This window comes from Streptococcus suis (assembly GCF_017601095.1).
Lineage (GTDB): Bacteria > Bacillota > Bacilli > Lactobacillales > Streptococcaceae > Streptococcus > Streptococcus suis_Z.
The window spans coordinates 106,048-126,379 of record NZ_JAGFUX010000004.1 but is presented as its reverse complement, the minus strand read 5'-3'; the positions used below and the strand labels follow the sequence as shown (position 1 = coordinate 126,379).

24 protein-coding genes are annotated in these 20,332 nt (G+C 41.0%); 4 read left to right on the top strand and 20 right to left on the bottom strand.

Going from position 1 to position 20,332, the window contains the following annotated elements; genetic code table 11:
- Nucleotides 1-23 precede the first annotated feature (23 nt).
- The 8 genes from J5566_RS04775 to J5566_RS04745 all read right to left on the bottom strand — a co-directional run bounded on the left by J5566_RS04775 (nucleotide 24) and on the right by J5566_RS04745 (nucleotide 5,592).
- Nucleotides 24-437 (bottom strand): hypothetical protein, encoded by a 414-nt coding sequence (locus J5566_RS04775; RefSeq protein WP_244228952.1) that lies wholly within the window; start codon nucleotides 435-437, stop codon nucleotides 24-26.
- A 77-nt stretch (nucleotides 438-514) separates the two neighbouring features.
- Nucleotides 515-640, bottom strand: coding sequence for a hypothetical protein (locus J5566_RS10675; protein ID WP_279630947.1), 126 nt, complete (start codon nucleotides 638-640; stop codon nucleotides 515-517).
- 134 nt (nucleotides 641-774) lie between these two features.
- Nucleotides 775-942, bottom strand: coding sequence for a hypothetical protein (locus J5566_RS04770; protein ID WP_208562322.1), 168 nt, complete (start codon nucleotides 940-942; stop codon nucleotides 775-777).
- 38 nt (nucleotides 943-980) lie between these two features.
- Nucleotides 981-1,484 carry a hypothetical protein gene (locus tag J5566_RS04765; protein ID WP_208562321.1) on the bottom strand — a complete coding sequence of 168 codons (504 nt, stop codon included), beginning with the start codon at nucleotides 1,482-1,484 and terminating at the stop codon, nucleotides 981-983.
- Nucleotides 1,474-2,346 carry a hypothetical protein gene (locus J5566_RS04760; RefSeq protein ID WP_208562320.1) on the bottom strand — a complete coding sequence of 291 codons (873 nt, stop codon included), beginning with the start codon at nucleotides 2,344-2,346 and terminating at the stop codon, nucleotides 1,474-1,476. The genes J5566_RS04765 and J5566_RS04760 overlap by 11 nt, the downstream gene beginning before the upstream one ends.
- On the bottom strand, nucleotides 2,339-4,438 hold the full coding sequence (gene dcm, locus J5566_RS10760; protein ID WP_208562319.1) for a DNA (cytosine-5-)-methyltransferase: 2,100 nt from the start codon (nucleotides 4,436-4,438) through the stop codon (nucleotides 2,339-2,341). The genes J5566_RS04760 and dcm overlap by 8 nt, the downstream gene beginning before the upstream one ends.
- Before the next feature lie 38 nt (nucleotides 4,439-4,476).
- Nucleotides 4,477-4,782: a hypothetical protein gene (locus J5566_RS04750; protein WP_208562318.1), complete on the bottom strand. Its 306-nt coding sequence runs from the start codon at nucleotides 4,780-4,782 to the stop codon at nucleotides 4,477-4,479.
- Nucleotides 4,783-4,980: 198 nt separating this feature from the next.
- Nucleotides 4,981-5,592, bottom strand: a complete 612-nt coding sequence (locus J5566_RS04745; protein WP_208562317.1) for a DUF3885 domain-containing protein — start codon at nucleotides 5,590-5,592, stop codon at nucleotides 4,981-4,983.
- 113 nt (nucleotides 5,593-5,705) lie between these two features.
- Here J5566_RS04745 and J5566_RS04740 point away from each other — a divergent pair, with 113 nt between their 5' ends.
- Nucleotides 5,706-6,578: a CPBP family intramembrane glutamic endopeptidase gene (locus J5566_RS04740; protein ID WP_208562316.1), complete on the top strand. Its 873-nt coding sequence runs from the start codon at nucleotides 5,706-5,708 to the stop codon at nucleotides 6,576-6,578.
- A 20-nt stretch (nucleotides 6,579-6,598) separates the two neighbouring features.
- Here the strand turns inward: J5566_RS04740 and J5566_RS04735 are convergent, their stop codons facing one another.
- From J5566_RS04735 to J5566_RS04725, 3 genes are all read right to left on the bottom strand, one after another.
- A complete protein-coding gene (locus J5566_RS04735) occupies nucleotides 6,599-7,480 on the bottom strand; it encodes a DUF975 family protein (protein ID WP_208562315.1) in 882 nt (293 codons plus the stop codon).
- A gap of 114 nt (nucleotides 7,481-7,594) precedes the next feature.
- Complete coding sequence (locus J5566_RS04730) at nucleotides 7,595-8,992, bottom strand: amino acid permease (protein ID WP_208562314.1); 1,398 nt, start codon at nucleotides 8,990-8,992, stop codon at nucleotides 7,595-7,597.
- Between the two features lie 98 nt (nucleotides 8,993-9,090).
- Nucleotides 9,091-10,746, bottom strand: a complete 1,656-nt coding sequence (locus tag J5566_RS04725; RefSeq protein ID WP_208562313.1) for a hypothetical protein — start codon at nucleotides 10,744-10,746, stop codon at nucleotides 9,091-9,093.
- Nucleotides 10,747-10,902: 156 nt separating this feature from the next.
- Between J5566_RS04725 and J5566_RS04720 the strand changes: the two genes are divergently transcribed.
- Together J5566_RS04720 and J5566_RS04715 are read left to right on the top strand one after the other, a co-directional pair.
- Nucleotides 10,903-11,733, top strand: a complete 831-nt coding sequence (locus J5566_RS04720; RefSeq protein WP_208562312.1) for an exodeoxyribonuclease III — start codon at nucleotides 10,903-10,905, stop codon at nucleotides 11,731-11,733.
- Nucleotides 11,734-11,829: 96 nt separating this feature from the next.
- On the top strand, nucleotides 11,830-12,726 hold the full coding sequence (locus J5566_RS04715; protein ID WP_208562311.1) for a cation transporter: 897 nt from the start codon (nucleotides 11,830-11,832) through the stop codon (nucleotides 12,724-12,726).
- A 15-nt stretch (nucleotides 12,727-12,741) separates the two neighbouring features.
- Here the strand turns inward: J5566_RS04715 and J5566_RS04710 are convergent, their stop codons facing one another.
- From J5566_RS04710 to tmk, 9 genes are all read right to left on the bottom strand, one after another.
- Nucleotides 12,742-13,095, bottom strand: a complete 354-nt coding sequence (locus J5566_RS04710) for an arsenate reductase family protein (RefSeq protein WP_208562310.1) — start codon at nucleotides 13,093-13,095, stop codon at nucleotides 12,742-12,744.
- Nucleotides 13,079-13,585 (bottom strand): methylated-DNA--[protein]-cysteine S-methyltransferase, encoded by a 507-nt coding sequence (locus tag J5566_RS04705; RefSeq protein WP_208562309.1) that lies wholly within the window; start codon nucleotides 13,583-13,585, stop codon nucleotides 13,079-13,081. Before J5566_RS04705 ends, J5566_RS04710 begins: the two co-directional genes overlap by 17 nt.
- Before the next feature lie 2 nt (nucleotides 13,586-13,587).
- Nucleotides 13,588-14,769: a 3-phosphoglycerate dehydrogenase family protein gene (locus tag J5566_RS04700; RefSeq protein WP_208562308.1), complete on the bottom strand. Its 1,182-nt coding sequence runs from the start codon at nucleotides 14,767-14,769 to the stop codon at nucleotides 13,588-13,590.
- A gap of 52 nt (nucleotides 14,770-14,821) precedes the next feature.
- Nucleotides 14,822-15,379 (bottom strand): GNAT family N-acetyltransferase, encoded by a 558-nt coding sequence (locus tag J5566_RS04695; protein ID WP_208562307.1) that lies wholly within the window; start codon nucleotides 15,377-15,379, stop codon nucleotides 14,822-14,824.
- Nucleotides 15,379-16,470: a 3-phosphoserine/phosphohydroxythreonine transaminase gene (serC, locus tag J5566_RS04690; protein ID WP_208562306.1), complete on the bottom strand. Its 1,092-nt coding sequence runs from the start codon at nucleotides 16,468-16,470 to the stop codon at nucleotides 15,379-15,381. Before serC ends, J5566_RS04695 begins: the two co-directional genes overlap by 1 nt.
- Before the next feature lie 110 nt (nucleotides 16,471-16,580).
- Entirely contained in the window at nucleotides 16,581-17,444 is an 864-nt protein-coding gene (rsmI, locus tag J5566_RS04685) for a 16S rRNA (cytidine(1402)-2'-O)-methyltransferase (RefSeq protein ID WP_208562305.1), read from the bottom strand.
- Between the two features lies 1 nt (nucleotide 17,445).
- The gene (yabA, locus tag J5566_RS04680; protein WP_208562304.1) at nucleotides 17,446-17,763 is read right to left on the bottom strand and encodes a DNA replication initiation control protein YabA; all 318 of its coding nucleotides are present in this window, start codon (nucleotides 17,761-17,763) and stop codon (nucleotides 17,446-17,448) included.
- A gap of 11 nt (nucleotides 17,764-17,774) precedes the next feature.
- Nucleotides 17,775-18,668, bottom strand: coding sequence for a DNA polymerase III subunit delta' (locus J5566_RS04675; RefSeq protein WP_208562303.1), 894 nt, complete (start codon nucleotides 18,666-18,668; stop codon nucleotides 17,775-17,777).
- A 1-nt stretch (nucleotide 18,669) separates the two neighbouring features.
- The gene (gene tmk, locus J5566_RS04670; protein ID WP_208562302.1) at nucleotides 18,670-19,302 is read right to left on the bottom strand and encodes a dTMP kinase; all 633 of its coding nucleotides are present in this window, start codon (nucleotides 19,300-19,302) and stop codon (nucleotides 18,670-18,672) included.
- Between the two features lie 139 nt (nucleotides 19,303-19,441).
- Between tmk and J5566_RS04665 the strand changes: the two genes are divergently transcribed.
- Nucleotides 19,442-20,323 carry a YitT family protein gene (locus J5566_RS04665; RefSeq protein ID WP_244228951.1) on the top strand — a complete coding sequence of 294 codons (882 nt, stop codon included), beginning with the start codon at nucleotides 19,442-19,444 and terminating at the stop codon, nucleotides 20,321-20,323.
- Nucleotides 20,324-20,332 lie beyond the last annotated feature (9 nt).

The following is a 20,332-nucleotide window of genomic DNA, read 5'->3' as shown; positions in this document are numbered from 1 at the left end:
TCTCTTGCCGCTTTCTCTGCATGTCAGTCGGATTTACTAGAACGAAGGTAATTTCGATAAAACCAGACGGCAAAAAGAATGACGAGAATGATATTGACTGGAAAAACAAAGCTAAGGGTGAACAGTACGGTCAGCCACAAGATCAACTTGAAATCTCTTGCCGCTTTCTCTGCCTGTTTGTTCTTCTCCTCCCACTCGTCCAATATAGCCTGGGCTTGGGCAGCATAGGTTTCAACCAATTTTGCCAGTCGTACCTTTTTATCTAGGTCGTCTTCCAGTTCCATTGCCAGATAGGCTTGATTGGCCCGATCCTTGGCTGCCTCATAGGTCTGGACAGTCCCCAAATAGGCCGCATTGCTATTCATCTGATTCAGCAAGCGATCCGTCTGCCCTTTGATAAAAGTCCGATCGCTTGATGTTAATTTACGGTAAGGCATAACAACCCCCTCCTGAATATCTGAAATATACTACCATTTTACGATAGGTTACATTCTTTTGCAAGGCTTCAATATCATTATTTCCTTCTGCCAAACAATAGGCATAAAATGACCCAACCACCTGCCAATGCGATAATGATTACAGGTGAGGACCAGAGTAAGATAAAAATCCAAATAAAGAGTTTCATAAAGAGTTCTTCCATTTGTCTTTCCTCCTACTTCCTACGTCTGAGACCAATCGCTATGGCGATACAGCCCACCAGATAACAAATCGCAAATGTAAAAAATAGAAATGCTCCCATCATAAATATTCTCCTTTGTTTTAGCTGATAAGATATCATAAATTTAGTTGTTTAAAAAGCTCATTTATTTTTTGTTCAATCTGTTCTAATTCTACCACAAACCATTCAGTAACGGAAACTATTTTGCCAGTTGGAGAAATCGTTTCTAGTTGGACGCGTTTATCGTAGAAGGCATCCTGCTTTACAGCATTAAGTGTGCCCATCTTCTAATTCAAGCAATCCCTTTTTAAACCACAAAACTCTATATTTTAGGTATGATAGAATGATTATCTACTCCATCCTTCGAAATATCCCATCTGGCTACATTAATTTTTTTTATTCGTTTTCCACTCCCATAATCAAGCAAATCTTCTCTTTTTAAATTGATTAAAACTTTTTGTAGGCTCCCTAACCCATCAGATGATAATAAATATGCTTCTTCGGGATTACAAAGTTTACAATATATCAATAATTGTCCTAAATTTTGAAGAGTTAACGCTGTCTTTTTCGCTTCAACAAAATAGATTTCAGCTCTATCTTTCCATCTTACAATCCCCAAAACATCAATTTCAATTTTCAATCCAACAACTTGTGGAAAATATTGTATTACATCATATTTATTTAAAATTGAATCTAAATATACGGAGTGACAATCTAATACAAATACTTCACACCTCTTGTTTTTAAACTTTTCCCTAAGGTATGTATCTAACCATTTGACCATACCTGGGTATAACTCAAATTCACTTCTTACCTTATTCGCCATATCCTAACTCTTTTGCTAATTGAGTCCATGAATCAAAATGCTTTCCTCTTATTTTTTCTGGTAAACTATCATCATTTTCCATTGGGTGAATCGGCTTGCTTCTTAACCTAACAGCTTTCTCCCAATAGAATTGATGGGTTTTATTTTCATCTAAATAATCAAGTAATTCTTCTGCATATCGTTCTAATGCCCTTTGCTTGTGAACAACATTAAATCCTATAGGTAGAAACTCATTTGCCCATATTTTAACCTGGTGTTCCTTTTTCCAATATTTCGTTTTTCCTTGCCTATATTTTTTTAAATTAGAATCTCTGAAGTTAGGATGACCAAAATCTATTGTTTGAACGGGTATATCTAATGTTTTCAACATATTAGCTATATCTATAACAAATTGCCAGTTACCAGGAATCTCAATGTACACTCTATGACATCCATCTTGACCAAAAGCCAGATTACTTTTCCTAATGTAGCCAGTCACGTCTGCTACCCCTCTGAGCAATTCCTTCTTCTCATCAATAGTCATATTAAATAATTCATCATTCATTACCATAGTTGAATGGTGAACACCATTTCCAATAAATCTGAGAATCTCTCTCATAGTATAATCTTCATTAGACTTTGTAAAAGACACCCTTGTTACATTCTTTGTTTGTGAAATAGGCAGTGAATGTCCTAACAGCGGCTCAATAATACTTCTAATATCAGCTAAACTACTTTTTACATATACTGAAACTTCTAACCCTTCATCATCTCGTAAATTTTTATGGGGTAGCTCTATCGTAACTGTGGTGTAATTGGTATCCCTTTGTACTTCTCCATTTCCTAATATCATACCTACTAAATAAGCCATTTGATTATTCATTTTCAATTACCTCACCCTCATTATTGACAAAATTTTCATAAATCTGATCAGCAATAGCCTTCGCCATAAGCGGTGGCACTGCATTACCAATTTGTGTTCTAATATCAACCTTACTACCATAGAAAATAAATCTATCATCAAACGACTGAATTCGTGCGGCCTCTCTCGGTGTAATAGAACGATGTAAAAATGGATGATTGTTTGTACCATTTGATGCTGCATCAAATCTTGTATCTATAGTAGGGGATGGCTCATCCCACTTCAATCTACCCCACGTTGATTTATATTTTTGTTTTCCTAAAAGTTTTTTTGGAAGATATTCCTTACCTTTTTCTGGTGGAATCATGCTAAGTTTATGAATTGCAATTTCAGAATGATTGGAGGCTTTATGGTTATATAGTTTCACACTATCTTTCCTCATAAGCTTTTGATATTCTGTTCTTGCTTCTGTGATATAACTCTGTTCAAAATCACCCTCATTTGAATTCAAATACGCTAAATCTTCAATAGCATCTCGAACTGTTGTTAAGCTTTTGACTGTTGGCTCTGGTAACGAAATTGCATTTTTTTTACTACATAAGAAAATGACTCTCTCTCTATTTTGTGGAACACCGTAATCACTTGCTCTAAGTATGCCTACACTAACTTCATAACCTAGTTTCTTTATCTCATTTATAATTTGTTCTTTAAACCAACCGTTTGATGTCGACATCAAATTTTTTACATTTTCTATTACAAAAACTAATGGTTGCAACACCTTAACTAAATGAAGAAATTCTATAAATAAAAAATTCCTAGGGTCCTCTAACCCTAACTTCTTACCTTTTAACGAGAACCCTTGACATGGTGGTCCACCAATAATCATATTTACTTTATTTTTTTTCGAAAGATCTATTATTTTTTTCTTTATCTCTTTGTCCTTTATATCTCCTATAATCAATTCTGAGCCTGGGATATTTTTTCTGAACGTCTGTGCGACCTTTTCGTTAACATCTAATGCAACTTTTGTTACAAAATGAGGATTTTTATGCATTCCATACGACATACCTCCTGCACCACAAAATAAATCAAGTATTCTAAATTCCATTTCTTTATCACTCTCTCGTCTTTTTATCAATATTCGCTTAAACATTTCTTTACCATTTATTTTTGGTTTAAAAAGATCATACTCATTATCAGAACCATGATTTGCCTCTCCAACAATTTCAAATATTTCATCATTATGGTATTTCAAATATGTAAGTGGCACACCCATTATTCCATAATAATCCATTGGTATTTCTGAAACTCTGTAAACGTGAATTGCATCAAAATTATCATACTTCGGATAATTACCTTCTATGAATTTGTGAGTCAAAACAAGCTTCTTTTTGCTATTAGTGGGAACCTCTAAATTTGTAAGCCACATTGCATTTCCTAAACTTCTCCATTTTTGACCAAATTCGTCCACCCAAAACCTTGTTTTTCTTGGTTCAGTACTATCTGGAACCCTAAATGACATATCTCCAAAATGGTAGCCTACACGAGCTTCATTCTTCTTTATATAAGGAAAAATTTCTTTGTATGTTATTGCATTTTGGTTGCTAATCAAGAGATATTTCTTATGATACTTAGTTAGCAATGAGAATAATTCTGAAAATTTAGAAAAAGGTGGATTTGTCACTACAATATCAGAATCGATTAAATACTTTATAGATTCTGGGCTTCTAAAATCTCCGTCACCAGTTAGTTTTCGAAGCTTTCTATCATTTACGAGCATGTCAAAGAGCTTGTTTTCATCTAAACAATCAATGATAGCAGGTGACATTTCGTCAATCTCCAGAATAAGCCCCCTGCCATCTTCACTTGAATGAATCTCCGAGTTGGCATATGAAATACATACCAGTTTTTTTAAGTTGAATCGATTGAAATTTTTCAGAAAATATTTTGCAAAAGCGGAATCATATGGGTTGTCACAATTACAAAGTACTTTTTTTCCAATGAATTGAGATTCATAATGTTGTACTTCACTTTCTACGGTTTTATAATCTGTATACCATTCATCTGTATTATTCCCACTGTATTTTGCTTTATTTAATATTGAGTTTCCCACTATTAAAACCTCTTGCTATCCTTTTCTGCCTATTCATATTACGTATTTTCAACCTCACACACTTTATAATTTATGAAATATCTCATTCTAAGTTGTGATTTTTTATCCTTGATTGCTTCTTCAATCTCAGCAACACCTGCCACAACCGACTTGTCAGTAGGAACCGTCTTGAAGTAGAGCTTGTTCTTGATTTCACCACTTTGTTCTTTTCGGATACGGGTGATAGTCGCTTTTGGAATATCATAAAAAGACAAGAATTCATAGATAAAAGAAGCTTGGTCTAAACCAACTTCCAGTAACTGCTGAATCTTGTCTTCGATTGTAATAATATCAAACTTTGCCATAAGATCTCCTAGCTTTTCCTAACACATTTGTATTAGTACAAAAGGAGCGTTTGATGAAAAAATAACCCACGTTATTATACTAAATACACCATTCAGATTCCTAATCTTATTTTGTGATAGGACTGTTGTTATTAGGGTTTGACTGAAAGTCAAACCCATGGTATACGTAGTATATCATGGGCATTTTTATATTAGTTTTTAAAAATCCATCCTCCTCACCATCTCCTCCATATCATAATCAAAAAGCAGGTCATGACAATCTGTAAAAAGCTGGCGACGCTTGTCATCATCCACCACCGCGATATCCACTCCCCTATCATCATAGCAATGATACAGAACCTTTTCCTTGCTAGATAGAAAGATAAGAGAAGCAGAAAGGTAGTTAAAGCCACCATGGTCAGCCTTGATAATCTCCCACAAGAGAGCTTTCAAATCTTGGTCAGCGACCGGAAAAAGATAGCGTTCATAGACCAGCACTTCTCCCGTCCAGTCCTCCACTTCAATCAAGTCAGGCTCAGGACACTTGTTAAAATTAAATTTCGATGTAAAATGCCAGAGGTAGGTGTCTATATCCCTATCTTCCTGTCGAAGCAGCGAAAGAACCACATAGTCGTATGCTGAACTAGCCCGCCCCAAAAGCTCAACCGCACGCGCATAAGCCCTATCCAGATACACTTTTCTAGAAAGCTGCTCAGCCTCATCCGCAGGACCAATCTCAAATCGGAGCGCCACAGGGGTCGCATAAAAAAATGGACCTACCAATTGGTGTTCTCCAAATTGAAAATCTGCTAGCCAATCCTGTAATTGCATAGATTATCTCCTTGTATACTTTTGTATCATTATAACACGCTAATCGAGATCCCGTCTAGTTTTCCATAGGAAAATATGATAGACTGGTACTAAACACAAGCAAGGAGAATAGTATGAAGATAGCATTCATTTCCGAAAAAGCCAAATCATCCTTTAATTTAAATTTGTTCCTATCCCCTGTAGTCGGTCTTTTACTGACTCTTGTTGCGGAAATGATTGGCTATTTTGCCTTGATGCCCTTTATAGTTGCCTTTGAGGAAAATACTTTTATAACACTTTGCTTTGAATTATTTGCCTTTGCCTTTATCAGTTTAGCTGTCATTCTGTGGGCAAGAAAGGTAGAAATCAGCCCCTGGCTTGGAATCGGTTTGACCAAAACGAGTGCCGTCAAGGATTTTCTTCTGGGATGGGGCTTGGGAGCAACTATGTTGATTAGCTGTGTTGCCTTGATGTGGGTCTGTGGTGCCATTGAATTTGTTAGCTTCCATTTTTCACCACTATTTTTGGGACAATTTTTGATTCTAATCCTGGCTTGGTCTATCCAAGGAACAACGGAAGAATTACTAACCAGAGGTTGGATGTTTTCATCTCTAGCAGCTCGCTACAATCTACCGGTTGGTATCCTCATTTCATCACTCTTTTTCACTGCACTCCACTTGGGAAATGACGCCATCTCCATCATTCCTCTCTTGGATCTGACACTCTTTGCCCTCCTCGCCTGCCTGGTTATGCTAAAGACAGGAACTATCTGGCTGATTGGTGGCTTACATGCTGCTTGGAACTGTTTCCAAGGCAATGTCTTTGCCTTTCCTGTCAGTGGAACTCATGCTGGCCAAGCCTTTATCCAAGTTCGCACTTTAGGACCGGAGTGGCTATCAGGTGGTGATTTCGGGGTCGAAGGCTCCATCATCAGCCTCTTGGTCCAATCCCTAATTATCTGCTGGTTAACCTACGATTTATTTTTAAAGAAAAAGAAGCCTGCTTAACAGGCTTTTTTTTTTGAGCATTATTTTGTTGCAGTCAGAAAAAATGTCTGATACAAATCAGCAGACTGGCTTTTGCGATCTTCATAGAAAAGGGCTTGACACGTCCAATAATAGGGTATTACATAAATCGCCAAGAGACCGAATGTCAATAGTATACCAATCCACCAGAAGAAGAAAGACAAATCCAAAAGAAAGAGTCTCATGCGATGCCCTTTCATCAACTGCCAACTTTGTTTCATCAGTTTGAAGGGATTTTGAAATACCCCAGCTTCCAACTGATCATACAACAAGAAGTACATAGGCTTCAGGCTCAAGTCAACATAGAGAAATAAGAGTATGCCAAAGACTGTCAGACCCAGACTAATGAGACCGACGCTCGTGGTCACAAGTGGACTAAAATCGGGCAAATTCCCGTAAGACAGAAAATAGAGATTTGGTGTTAGAATTAGACCGAGTCCAGTGACTAAGCCGACAATCAAAGGAAGGGAGGCTAGATAGAGACAAAACTCCTTCACCATGGTCGCTAAGACAATCGGCACAAAACGTGGTCCAAATAGAATGCGGAAACTCTCCTTATAAGAAAGCTGACGCGTCACTTCACGAACCCGTTGCAAAACCTGAAACAGGGTAACTAGGAAGAGCAATTCAACAAGGAATTGAAACAAAAAAGTATATTCAATCCCAAAATCAAGCGTCACATGCTGGAAGTGAGTGCCGTCATTGTAAACAGGAATCTGCTGATAAAAATAACGAAATTTACTCACCAATAAGATGGAATTGAGCAAATGATTGACTAGTTCAACTAGTAAACCCAGCAAAACTGGAACTAAAAAGATTCCAATCAGACCATCTGTACTTGACCAAATTGCTCGAGCACGTTCACGAATCGATTGATTTGTCATAGACTTTCCTCCTCTCAATCGGACCTATCTTTTATATGTTTATTATAGACCATCCAATATTTTTTTGCAAGACAATATAGGCAAGAAAATCCCTGTATGGAACAGGGATTTAACTTATTTCAAATGATTGAGTTCGGAATGCTTGTAGCCGTAAAAGAGATAAATACCTGTTCCGATGAGCAAGGCTAGGAAGAAGGCTAGCCAAGTTGCCAGTCCATATTGAAACATAAAGGACAAGCAAATCAAGATAGAGATGATTGGCAAAATCGGAACCAATGGAGTAGAGAATTGTCCTTCTTTTGCCGGGCCTTCCTTCTGTCTCAATCGAATAATCCCTGCGGCCAAGAGAATCAGATAAGCCAGAGTACAGATATTCAAGAAGGAAGCGATGGATGCAAGAGGAAAAACGCCTGCACAGATTGCAGCAAAAATGCCAACTAAGATGGTTGCATTTTTTGGCACCTTGCTCTTTGTGGTTAATTGACTGAGAGATTTTGGCAAGAGACCATCGCGGCTAATGGAGTAAACCATTCGCGATAGAGCGTAAGTCATCGAAATACACACTGTAATGAGAGTCAAAATCGCAACAATCGAGACATAAGATGCTGCCCAACCCATGCCCACTTGTCGCAACGCAAAGGCAACCGCATCCGCTACATTCAACTGACTGTAATGAACCATCCCAGTTAGGACCAGAGTCACTAGGATATAAAGAATGGTGACAATGGACAGGGAAATAACAATTCCCTTGGGAACATTTTTTTCAGGCTGCTTCACTTCATCGATTGCAAGAGAGATAGACTCAAAGCCTAAGAAAGCAAAAAACATGAGCGAGGCACCGGCCATAATTCCCGCCTCACCACCATAGAAAGCACCAAAGCCATAGGGGGCAAAATTGGACCAATTCGCTGGTTGAAGATGACTGATTCCAACGAGCAAAAAGAGTGCTAAGGCAGAAAATTTCAGAATAACCAGGGCAGAATTGAAACGAAGAGCTGCCTTAGAATTTAAGAGAACTACCCCCACTACAAAACCAAGTACCAAGACAGGAAGGATATCGATATAGGTCCCTGCTTGAGGATTAAAAGTGCCATTCAAGGCAGTAGGTAAGGTAATCCCCATATTGACTAAGAGCCCCTTCAAGTAGGCTCCCCAACCAGAGGCAACACTCGAAACAGCTGTTAAAAATTCCATGATGGTCAACCAGCCCGCTAACCAAGCAGGAAATTCCCCAAAAATGGAATACAAGTACCCATAGGCACCCCCATTTGCTGGGATGCGAGAGGCATATTCAGCATAAAACAATGCTGTCAAACCAACTGAAACCGCCGCGATTAAGATAGAGATGACCAAGGCAGGGCCTGCATATTCTGCAGCTGCCAACCCCGTTACAGTAAAAATTCCCGTTCCAACCATGGAACCAATTCCAAGAAGAATCAGGTCAACCAATCTCAAGTGACGGTGCATGGCTGTCTTTGAATTTCCCAAAGTTTTCTTTCGAAATAGATTCATGTAATCTCCTTTACACAATTTTTTCAAACTGAATCATTATACCATGAAATAAGCATCTTAGCACGAAAAAATGAGCTGATTTCAATCAGCCCATTGGATTATTTTGTTTCTACGGTAAATTGATTGAGGTAGTTATTTTTAGCCAATTGACCGGTGAAATGATCGCCAACTTTCATAAATGGCAACTGGTCTGTCGCATCTTCACTTGCTTTCACTTTATAAATCGTTCCCTGAGATTGCAAGTAATAAACAGTTGTTCCTCCAATCATCTGACTTCCTAAGGCCTCAATAGTTCCTTCAATCACTTGAATATCCTGACTTGCGGTCGAACCATCACTAGAGACACCTGCCAGACTGGAAGCATCTGAACCAGACACCTGTGAAATCAAGCTCGTCAAATCGTTATTGACTGTTACTTGCTGGTAATCTTCTGCATCGACCAAAGCATAGGTTTTAACCAGTCCTGCATCATCTTTCAAGGAAACCAGGTAATAGGCTTTGTCAGAGAATTTTACCAGACTAGGTGCAGTTGCCTGATAGCCTTTTTCCTGCACCTCCCCTTCTGCTGATTCTTGTGCTGCCGTTTCTGTCGCAGACGCAAGCTTGTAGTTAGTGATTTGGCGGGTCCGCATATTGACAAGAATAAAGCCCAGGTTAGAAGAATCTGCTGTTGCGGAGGTAATCCCTGTGTAGAGATATATATCTGAACCAATGGTAATGTAGTTGTAACTATCCGTCGTATTTTTCACGCCAGTTTGACTGAAAATGGTGTTCCAAAAGCCATTCTGATAGGTATAGTGATCATCCACACGACTGATCACATTTGTGGCAGAATACACTCGGTCCACCCATTCTGGGATGTCTGCAAGATCATAGCGCTTGCTTTCACCTGTCACAGCATCCAAGACAACTGCTCCAACTGGGTCGTTCGAAGATAGTCCAAACTGTGGCTGATAGATGGTCGCAATGTAATAAGGGTTTCCTTCGTCATCTACTTCAAAGGATGGTTTGCCAAAAATGGTCGTTGGGTACTGGAAGCGGAGGTGGCGCATGGTGTCATTCATCAGGTACTCAGAATCGGAGTAATGCATGGCCTTGCTGAGTTTTGCCAACTCTGCCTTACCTGTCGTTTGATTTACCTTAACATAGTATTCAATCCCATCTTGATGATTGCTAATCCACTTCCAAATGCTCTTGTACTCAAGCGGTGAAACCCGATAGGGCTGCTGACCAATGGTAATCTGACGGTAATCATCTGAAATGCCAAACTGAGAAACCTTATCAATGGTCCCTAAATAGGTATCACCGATTTTCTCTGCAGAAGCCCGATCCAAAAGGGCTAGCTTTGAAATATCCGTTTCTGGAAAATCCTCCTTAAAATCCGCATCCTGGACCGTCACCACATTGGCATAATCTTTGGCACGAAAAATCCGTGAATTTGCAAACCCTAGCACCATCAAGGCAAGAATAACGAAAATCCAAGCCCGACCTAACCAAACCAAATGGGCAGGCAAAGACTTATTCAACTCATAGGTTTCTACTTGCCGATTTCTACCAGACAATTTACTGGCCTTTTGGACCAATCCCTGTGGACTGGAAAAGAGCAAAATCAACCAAGTAAAGCCCAGAGATTGCAATAGGAAAATCCAAAAACCTAAACTGTAGATACTAAGAGCTGGCAATTGGAACCAATAATAGACAAGCATTTCCAAAACGAGTGCCAACCAGGCAAAGCCGATTACTGTTCTTTTCATCCTAACCTCCAAAAACAAAGATTTACTTGCTACTATTGTATCATACTTTTAATACTGCAACACAAAAAATACAACGATTTTTCCAGTTCCTAGATTCGCTTGGTCAAGAGATTTTTGGTATAATAAAACACGATAAAACTAGAAAAAGGAACCCATATGAAACTCATTTCTTGGAATATTGATTCCCTCAATGCTGCTTTGACAGCAGAATCTCCACGCGCCCTCCTATCCCGTGCCGTCATTGACACGCTAGTTGCAGAAGATGCCGACATTATTGCCATTCAGGAAACCAAACTCTCTGACAAGGGACCAACCAAGAAGCACTTGGAAATCCTCGAAGGCTACTTCCCAGGCTATGCCAATACATGGCGTTCATCGGTTGAGCCTGCACGCAAGGGCTACGCTGGCACCCTCTTCCTTTATAAAAATCATCTAACACCAACCATTACCTTCCCGGAAATTGGTGCTCCGACCACTATGGATTCTGAGGGGCGCATCATCACGCTAGAGTTTGACGACTTCTATGTTACCCAGGTTTATACGCCAAATGCTGGCGATGGCTTGAAGAGACTTTCAGACCGCCAAATCTGGGACGTCCAGTATGCCGAATACCTATCACAGCTTGACAGCCAAAAGCCTGTCTTAGCCACAGGTGACTACAACGTTGCTCACAAAGAAATCGACCTTGCCAACCCAGCCAGCAACCGCCAGTCACCAGGGTTTACAGATGAAGAGCGTGAAGGTTTTACCAACCTGCTTGCCAAAGGCTTCACGGATACCTTCCGCCACTTGCATGGTGATGTCCTCAATGCGTATACTTGGTGGGCACAACGCAGCCGCACCAGCAAAATCAACAACACAGGTTGGAGAATCGACTACTGGTTGGTTAGCGACCGTATCGCTGACAAGGTGACCAAATCAGCTATGATTGACTCCGGTGCTCGCCAAGACCATACACCGATTGTCATGGAAATTGAATTACCATAAAAGAGGGATCTCCCTCTTTTTCTATGAGCAATATTTTTGAAATCGCTTCCAGAATATAGTATACTAAATTTAGTGAACTAGTTAAGGAGGAGATAAATGGATCCAAAGAAAATTGAAGCGCGCTCTTTAACCATCTCTGCCCTAGTCAATGGGGTCAGTGGTTTGGCAGGTCTCGCAGTCTACATTATGACCGATTTAAATGCCCTTCTATTGGATAGTGTCTTCTCCTTAATTGCTTTTGTATCATCTGTGGTTGCCTTCTATATTTCCAAAAATAGCCATCGAAGAACAGCAAGATTCCCACAAGGTCTTCACTTTCTAGAGCCACTCTATGCCATTATGAAGTCCTTGGCTACCCTACTCTTGCTTGTTTTTGCAGTTTTGGAAACTGCAGCGACAGCTTTTGCTTATTTTGTACATGGCATTGGACACCAGATGACGACTGGTCCTGTTATCCCCTACACCAGTATCATGTTAGTTGTCTGCTTCGGTCTATATGCCTACAATCGTTATATGAATCAAAAAATCGGCAATATCTCAACCATCATTGCAGCGGAGGCCAAAGGAAACTTGATCGATGGCTTGATTTCAGCCGCCATCGGTATTGCTTTTCTATTTCTAGCCTTCATCCCTCTGGATAGTCCCCTCCAATTCCTGCATTTTACAGGAGATTTCTTTGTGACGGTTGCCCTTGCAGTTATTTCCTTCAAAGAACCACTCCAACTTTTGAAATCAGCTTTTATGGAATTGGCACACGGTACCATTCAGGCACCTGATTTGAGGGACAATATCTATGATATTCTCACGCCTTATTTGGAAGAAGAGGAAGACTTGGATATTCTCATCTACAAACAAGGCATGCAGCTCAAGGTCAAAATTCACCTTCACAAGGTCAGTCCTAGTAGCTTTGCGGAACTGCGTGCCAACAAGCAAGATATGCTCTACCAGCTACGTAAAGACTATGAATATATCTCTATTGAATACGCCTTTTAAGAAAAAATCTCGGCCTTATAAGCCGAGATTTTCATATTTTGTACGATAGCCAATCTGCAATATTTTTCCATCTTGAATCAAGAGAGGACGTTTAATCAACATACCATCATTAGCTAATAAGTCTAATGCTTGATCCACCGTTAAGCTGTCAAATTTATCTTTCAGACCTAGTTCACGGTAACTATTTCCTGAAGTATTGAAATACTTTTTCAGGTCTAAACCTGTTGCTTCCATCCAGGATTTGAGCTGGTCAGCACTTGGAGGAGTTGCCTTGATATCAATAGCTTCAAATTCCAAGCCCAAACTTTTCAGCTCTGCTTTTGCTGCTCGACAGGTCGAACACTTGGGATATTCATAAAATAAAATCATCTTTCACCTCAAAGTATGGATTTTCGTGTTGCAAGAGCCAGATTTTTTTATCCAGTCCTCCCGCATAGCCTGTCAACTGCCCTTTTTGATTGAGAACACGGTGGCAGGGAACGATGACAGAATAGGGATTTCGCCCAACTGCTCCACCGACTGCCTGCCCTGAACAGACTCTCAGTTGCTGGGCAAGTTGTCCATAGCTAGTCGTCTGGCCATGAGGAATTTCTTTCAATAATGTCCAGACTTTTTCCTGAAATTCCGTTCCAATAGCTTCAAGCGGTAGGTTAGAAAAATCCGCTTCCTCACCTGAAAAATAAGCATCCAGCAAGAGACTGGTCTGATCTAAAATAGGATGTGAGCCTAGAACTGGTTCTTCAGCTAGTCCTCGTTCAAAATACTTCTGGTCCTCAAACCAGGCACCTCGCAAGCCCCTATCACTAGCAACAAGAGACATAGGTCCAAGTGGACTTTGATAGATCGTTTTTAAGTACATACTTAGTTTTTATTTTGAATGACTCGAACCTTGACAATGGCTTCCGTTGCTTCAAATTTAGTAACCAAAGCGTCAATTTTACTCTTATCTGCCTCATCCAAGTCTAGCAAGGTATAGGCATAGTCACCTTTTGACTTGTTGATGATATTGTCAATGTTAATACCTAGTTCAGAGACTGACGTAGTAATTTTTGCAACAATATTTGGAATATTTTTGTTTATCAGCGTAATACGGTATGGTGCATCCAGCACTTGCTTGACATTTGGGAAATTGACTGAATTGATGATTTCACCAGTCTCCATAAAGCGACGAATGGTCTGACCAGCCGCAATGGCACAGTTGAGCTCCGCTTCCTCCGTTGAGCCACCCACGTGCGGGAAGACGATGATTTTGTCCTTGTTGAGCACTTCTTCCGTACCAAAGTCAGTGATGTAATTCTTGATAACTCCTGCTTCAATGGCTTCAAACAAGTCGGCATTGTTGACCAGTTCACCACGAGCAAAGTTGATTAAGGTCGTTCCTTTTTTCATCAAACCAAAGGTGGCAGCATTGAAGAGTTCACGAGTCTTATCCGTCAGAGGAACATGGACTGTGATGTAATCCGCCTGCGTAAAAATTTCCTTCAAGTCATCAATCCGTTTGACATGGCTGGAAATACTCCAAGCCGTTTCAATCGATACATAAGGATCGTAGCCCAATACATTCATGCCCAGACGGCGAGCATCGTTGGCAATCCGAGCACCAATCGCACCCAGTCCGATAACACCAAGAGTCTTACCTGAAATTTCTGTCCCAGCAAACTGTTTCTTACCAGCTTCTACTTGCTTAGGCACATCATCACCTGACAAAGTATTGGTCCAAGCTTTCGCCCCGATATAGTCACGGGCTGACAAGAGGATGGAAGCAATGACCGCTTCCTTAACCGCATTGGCATTGGCTCCTGGAGTATTGAAGACCACAATTCCCTTCTCAGTCGCTTCCTCGATAGGAATATTATTGGTCCCTGCACCTGCACGAGCAATAGCCTTGAGATTTTCAGGAAAATCAAAACCATGCAAATTCTCAGAACGGATAATAAAGGCATCTGGATTGGCAGCATGGTCTCCGTCAATCTGGAAACGATTGCCCAATTCCTTGAGACCAACTTGGTTAATATTGTTAAATGTTCGTACGCTAAATACCATTATTCTTACCTAAAAAGGCGGATGAGCCTCCGCCTGACTTTCTTTCATATTTTTAATTATTTCCAAGCAACCAACGATCGTCTTCACTAATCTCCTGATAGAGACTGCGTTCGCTCTTATGCTTGATTTTTTGATAGGCTAAACGTTCACCGTCCAAGGGCACCTTGCCACAATAGACAAAGCCTAGCTTTTCCAGAATGTGCTGCATGGGCAGATTTTTCTCATGGGTGTCACAGCGGAAATCAGGTCCTTTTTGCCCTTCGATAATCCCTTGCAGGAAGGTCTGAACGACGCCTTGACCTTGATACTCCTTGGCTACTGCCACACGGTGAATGGTCGTATAAAGGGGATTGTTATGCTGCCACTTGCCGTCATAAATGGCTTCATAAGCAGCCTCTGTCCCACGAAATACAGCCGCATAAACAGCAAGCTTACCGTCCACCAGACCAACATAGCCCTTACCTGTTAAAATATCATCAAAAATCGTATCTTGATCAGGATAAGCACCTTGCCACTGGCTACTGCCAGAAGCTGCTAGGAAAGCCTTTGCCTGATCAATAATCTGACAAATTGCTCCTACTTCATTAGGATGAGCTAAGCGAATTTCCATTAGGCATTCTCCGCTGCAAATTTCTTCATAAAGTCGATCAAATCAACTACACCTTGACGTGGGAAGGCATTGTAAAGTGACGCCCGCATACCGCCAACAGAACGGTGTCCCTTGATGTTCTTGAAGCCTGCTGCTGTCGCTTCTTTGACAAACTTAGCATCCAACTCCTCGCTTGGTGACACAAAGGGAATATTGGCTACTGAACGTTCTTCTTTTTTACGGACAGGGTTGCTGTAAAAAGCTGACGCGTCAATATAGTCATAGAGCAGACCTGCTTTTTCGCGGTTGATTTTTTCCATTTCATCTACACCGCCAATTTCCTTGACCCATTCAAAGACAAGTTTGGAAATGTAGATAGAGTATGCAGGTGGCGTATTGTAAAGCGATTCATTATCTGCTTGAATGCGGTAGTCTAGCATACTAGACAAGACTGGCTCATCATTAAGGAAATCTTCTCGGATGATCACCACCGTCACACCAGCAGGCCCGATGTTCTTCTGAGCCCCTGCATAAATCATGGCAAAATCTTTTACATTGTAGCGAGCTGCCAAGATGTTTGACGACATATCGCCGATAACAGGAACACCGTTGGTATCAGGAATGTCGTAGACAGCCGTTCCTTCAATGGTATTGTTAGTTGTCAAGTGAACATAGGCTGCACTTGGGTCAATGTCATTTTTATCAAAGGTCGGTAATTCTGCATAGGTAATGTCTTCTGTTGATCCCAACAAGATTGGCTCGAAATCAAAAGACTTAGACAGTTTGACAGCCTCTGTATAGGCTTTTTTGCCCCAAGAGCCGCCAGCTAGATAGTAGGCTTTCTTGCCCTTGGCAAAATTCAAAGGAATCATGGTGAACTCCAAAGATGCTCCGCCTTGTAAAAAAAGGACCTTGTAATTGTCTGGAACGGCCATGAGTTCGCGGAGGGTAGCCTCTGCTCCCTTGATAATCGCTTCGAAATCCTTGGAGCGATGGGACATCTCCAACACACTCATACCCGATCCGTTATAGTCAAGCAATTCCGCTTGAGCACGTTCCAAAACTGGTTTTGGCAATACTGCAGGGCCTGCAGAGAAGTTGTAGATAGTCATAGTATCCCTCCAAAAAATGTAATGTGTTCATTATATCACAAGAATTCAGAAAATTCCATAAAGTTACCTTAATTCTCAGAAAAGATACGGAAATAGCAAAAGACTAGGTCTCATCCTAGTCCATGATACACATCGTATACTTCTTGTTTTTTGAGCTGATAGCGTTTGGCAACCTCTTTGATAGCCTGGTTTGGCTTGAAGCCACCAGCGATTTCCTTTTCGACCTCGGTTTTTAGATCCACACCATCTGCGGTCGGTAGTTCTTCTTCACCAGCACCTGCCACAATTATTAAACACTCTCCCTTAAGAGGATTTTCCTTCAGATAATCTAGAACTTCAGTGATACTTCCTCGCTGGTACTCTTCATAGAGCTTGGTCAATTCACGAACGATGGTCACCTGACGATCCCCATAGACAGATAGTATATTTTCCAGGGTGTCCGCCACCCGATAAGGAGATTCATAGAAAATCTGGGTTTCAGGATAGGCACGCTTTTCTTGGAAAAAATCCTTTTGCTGCCCTGCTTTTCTAGGCAAAAAACCGTAGAAAATATGCGGTTGGGGAGCCAAGCCAGAGGCAATTAAGGCTGTAATTCCTGCGGACGCCCCAGGCAATGCCACAACAGGAATATTTTCTGCAATGGCTGCCTTTACTAAGTCATGACCAGGATCCGAGATAGAAGGCAAGCCTGCATCAGACACCTGGGCAATGGACTGGCCCGACTTGAGCCAATTTATCAAGACAGGAATTTTTTCATGGGCATTGTGTTCATGAAAAGAGGCTTGCTTTGTGTCAATCTCAAAATGTTTGAGCAAAAGTCCTGTGTTTCGAGTGTCCTCCGCCGCAATATAATCAACATCCTTCAAGGTTTGAATGGCTCTGAAGGTCATATCTTGTAAGTTACCAATGGGGGTCGGCACAAGATAAAGACTCCCAATTGCCTGATTCCCTTTAAATGATTTTTGTACTTTCATGCTATTCTCGATTCAATAGTTCATCACAAAACATGCAGGGTTCGTCGTTGTCACGTCGTTTCCCATAATCATAGTTGCAGATATGAAAGCCATCTTCATAGACATGACGTAGGTTTTCCTTGCCAGAATTAGAATTTTTTGCTGAAACGGTCGAATCTTTTGCCAGACGTTCACGCAGTTTTGAGTTTTCCAAACGAAGAGCCGTATTTTCTTCAATCACTCCTCGTAAGTGGTTTTGAATGGCCTCAACCTCAGCAAGTGTCGTCAAAAGTTGTTGTGAAAAGTCTTCTAAAGCATCAAACAGTTCTCTCTTATCCATCTTCTTCCTTTCTAATTCTGAGTTTGTAAGACTAAGTATTCCAAAGTATTCTGCAAACTGACATTGGCCTGCCACATTTTTTTGGCAGAAAGGCTGGCGGTTAGCAATTGTCTTGCCTTTCTCTCTGCCATCTGGTCAGCCAACAAACAGGTTAGTAGTTCAAACAAACGAGCCTGCTCTGCTTTTTCCACCGCCAAGGCAACTAACTGGGGTACCAAAAGGAAAGCCCTATCTTGTGACTGTAATAGACTGTCTACAAATTTCCGACAAATCGCAAGTAAATCCAAATAAGACTTATTCTTAGCCAAGTCCAAGGCTTGATCGAGTTGGGAAACAAGTTGTGCGGTTAAGACCGCTTGGTTGCGCAAGAGACCCGCTTCTTCAAGTTTTCGTACAATTAGTGGTTGATTTTTGGGAAATGCAACAATCTGCGTCCGACTTTTAATAGTTGGAAGAACCGCTTCTTCCTGGTTGGTAAGCAGAAAGAGGTGAATCTTACTCTGAGGCTCTTCCATGACCTTGAGAAGCGAATTAGCAGCATTGGCATGCATCTTTTCTGCTTCGCGGATGATAAAAACCTGCTGATTGGATTCAAAACCAGAGCGTGAAAAATCCTTTACCAAGTCACGAACCGTTTCCGTTTTAATCAGATTTCCTTGGGGCGCCAATATGGTCACATCTGAAAACTGTCCCTCTTCAATCAGTCGACAAGTCCGACAGTGACCACAGGCAAGGGCACCTTCTTTTTCCTGACAAAAGAGTGACTGGCTGAGAAAGATAGCCATCTCATAGCTGGCAAAATCACCTGAAAACAAATAGGCATGGGCCAAACGACCTTGTGTCATCACAGATTGAAAATAGGAAAATACCTTGGGTTGCAATTCCCTTAATTGTTCTTGTTTCATGCTAGGCCTTGAGTTTTTCTTCAATCACAGCTAAGGCTTGCGCTGTTACAGCTGCCAAATCTTGACTCGCGTCAATTCTTACCACTCGGTCACTCTCTTTTTCCAAAATAGACAAGTAACCTTGGCGAACACGTTGATGCATATCGATTTTCTCCATGTCCAAACGGTCCACATCTCGACTAGCATTTCGAGCGATCCGAGCCAGTCCCTCTTCCACGTCAATATCAAAATAAAGCGTCAAATCAGGTTTCAACCCATCTGTCGCATAAGCGTTGAGCCAGTTGATATCATCCACATCTAAACCACGACCAAACCCTTGGTAGGCAATTGAGGAATCAATAAAACGATCAATAATTACAAGGGCTCCTCTTTTCAATGGAGGCAGAATTTTTTCCATCAAGTGCTGGCGACGCGCAGCAACAAACAAGAGCAGTTCTGTCTTATCATCCATCTCCGTGTTCTCAGGATTCAAAATAATGGATCGAATCGCTTCTGCAATGGAGACTCCGCCAGGCTCTCGTGTTGTCACAATCTCCCTTCCCAAGATTTCTAAAGCTGGAAGCAACTCTTGGAGAACGGTGGTTTTTCCAGCCCCATCTGGCCCTTCAATTGATATCAAAAATCCCTTGCTCATCTGGTTTCTTATTCCTACTTTCAAAACTATTTCCATTTATTTTACCAAAAATCCAGCAAAAAAGCACCTTGAATTTGCTTGTTAGCGCTTTAAAAATCTGATAGAATGGTCATAAGAACGCAAAAAGGATGGAAATATCTTGAAATTAGCATATCCTATTCAATTGAAAAAAATCTGTCTGATTCTTATAGGCGCAGGTCTATTTTCCTTCGGACTGAACTACCTGGTCATGCCAAATCACCTCTATGAAGGAGGGGTGACAGGGATTAACTTAATTATCTTTTACCTGTTTGGCATTCAACCCTGGGTGATGAATATTGTCATCAATATCCCTCTATTCATTCTGGGGTGGCGGATTTTAGGCCATAGAACACTTATCTATTCTCTCATCGGTACTTTTGCAGTGACCCTTTGGTTGATTCTCTTTGAAAATCTCCCACTCCAAGTCAATTTAGAAGGCGATTTGCTCATCGTCAGTATGTTGAGCGGTATCATTGTTGGTCTAGGCCTTGGCATCATCTTTAAGGCAGGCGGCACGACAGGGGGAGCAGATATACTAGCCCGCATTGGCCACCGATATAGCCAATTTTCAATTGGAAAGATTATCCTTGCCATCGACCTCTTGGTCTTAACATTGACGGTCTTGGTGTCCCAAAACCTGCGGACCGTACTTTATACTCTCCTCATGGTGACCATTGCATCGCGAGTGATTGACTTTATCAGCGATGGAGGTTACGGAAGCAAGGGTGTAATGATTATCAGCGAAAAATCAGAAGAATTAGCAACAGCTATCGATGTGGAAATTGAACGAGGAATCACCTTTATCAAGGCGCAGGGTTTCTACAGTCGACGTGATATACATATGGTCTATTCAGTCATCTATAAAAGCCAACTCCAAGAGATGAAGGACTTGATACATCGTATCGACCCCCATGCCTTTATTACCATCCTCGATGCACACGAAGTCTTAGGAGAAGGCTTCACCCTCGATAGCAATAAAAATCCTATTCCTAAAGATTAAAAGCAGTTC

Bases quoted from the DNA above. Each gene is read 5' to 3' on its own strand.
- J5566_RS04775 (WP_244228952.1), bottom strand. From the start codon at position 437: ATGCCTTACCGTAAATTAACATCAAGCGATCGGACTTTTATCAAAGGG.
- J5566_RS10675 (WP_279630947.1), bottom strand. From the start codon at position 640: ATGGAAGAACTCTTTATGAAACTCTTTATTTGGATTTTTATCTTACTC.
- J5566_RS04770 (WP_208562322.1), bottom strand. From the start codon at position 942: ATGGGCACACTTAATGCTGTAAAGCAGGATGCCTTCTACGATAAACGC.
- J5566_RS04765 (WP_208562321.1), bottom strand. From the start codon at position 1,484: ATGGCGAATAAGGTAAGAAGTGAATTTGAGTTATACCCAGGTATGGTC.
- J5566_RS04760 (WP_208562320.1), bottom strand. From the start codon at position 2,346: ATGAATAATCAAATGGCTTATTTAGTAGGTATGATATTAGGAAATGGA.
- J5566_RS04750 (WP_208562318.1), bottom strand. From the start codon at position 4,782: ATGGCAAAGTTTGATATTATTACAATCGAAGACAAGATTCAGCAGTTA.
- J5566_RS04745 (WP_208562317.1), bottom strand. From the start codon at position 5,592: ATGCAATTACAGGATTGGCTAGCAGATTTTCAATTTGGAGAACACCAA.
- J5566_RS04740 (WP_208562316.1), top strand. From the start codon at position 5,706: ATGAAGATAGCATTCATTTCCGAAAAAGCCAAATCATCCTTTAATTTA.
- J5566_RS04735 (WP_208562315.1), bottom strand. From the start codon at position 7,480: ATGACAAATCAATCGATTCGTGAACGTGCTCGAGCAATTTGGTCAAGT.
- J5566_RS04730 (WP_208562314.1), bottom strand. From the start codon at position 8,992: ATGAATCTATTTCGAAAGAAAACTTTGGGAAATTCAAAGACAGCCATG.
- J5566_RS04725 (WP_208562313.1), bottom strand. From the start codon at position 10,746: ATGAAAAGAACAGTAATCGGCTTTGCCTGGTTGGCACTCGTTTTGGAA.
- J5566_RS04720 (WP_208562312.1), top strand. From the start codon at position 10,903: ATGAAACTCATTTCTTGGAATATTGATTCCCTCAATGCTGCTTTGACA.
- J5566_RS04715 (WP_208562311.1), top strand. From the start codon at position 11,830: ATGGATCCAAAGAAAATTGAAGCGCGCTCTTTAACCATCTCTGCCCTA.
- J5566_RS04710 (WP_208562310.1), bottom strand. From the start codon at position 13,095: ATGATTTTATTTTATGAATATCCCAAGTGTTCGACCTGTCGAGCAGCA.
- J5566_RS04705 (WP_208562309.1), bottom strand. From the start codon at position 13,585: ATGTACTTAAAAACGATCTATCAAAGTCCACTTGGACCTATGTCTCTT.
- J5566_RS04700 (WP_208562308.1), bottom strand. From the start codon at position 14,769: ATGGTATTTAGCGTACGAACATTTAACAATATTAACCAAGTTGGTCTC.
- J5566_RS04695 (WP_208562307.1), bottom strand. From the start codon at position 15,379: ATGGAAATTCGCTTAGCTCATCCTAATGAAGTAGGAGCAATTTGTCAG.
- serC (WP_208562306.1), bottom strand. From the start codon at position 16,470: ATGACTATCTACAACTTCTCTGCAGGCCCTGCAGTATTGCCAAAACCA.
- rsmI (WP_208562305.1), bottom strand. From the start codon at position 17,444: ATGAAAGTACAAAAATCATTTAAAGGGAATCAGGCAATTGGGAGTCTT.
- yabA (WP_208562304.1), bottom strand. From the start codon at position 17,763: ATGGATAAGAGAGAACTGTTTGATGCTTTAGAAGACTTTTCACAACAA.
- J5566_RS04675 (WP_208562303.1), bottom strand. From the start codon at position 18,668: ATGAAACAAGAACAATTAAGGGAATTGCAACCCAAGGTATTTTCCTAT.
- tmk (WP_208562302.1), bottom strand. From the start codon at position 19,302: ATGAGCAAGGGATTTTTGATATCAATTGAAGGGCCAGATGGGGCTGGA.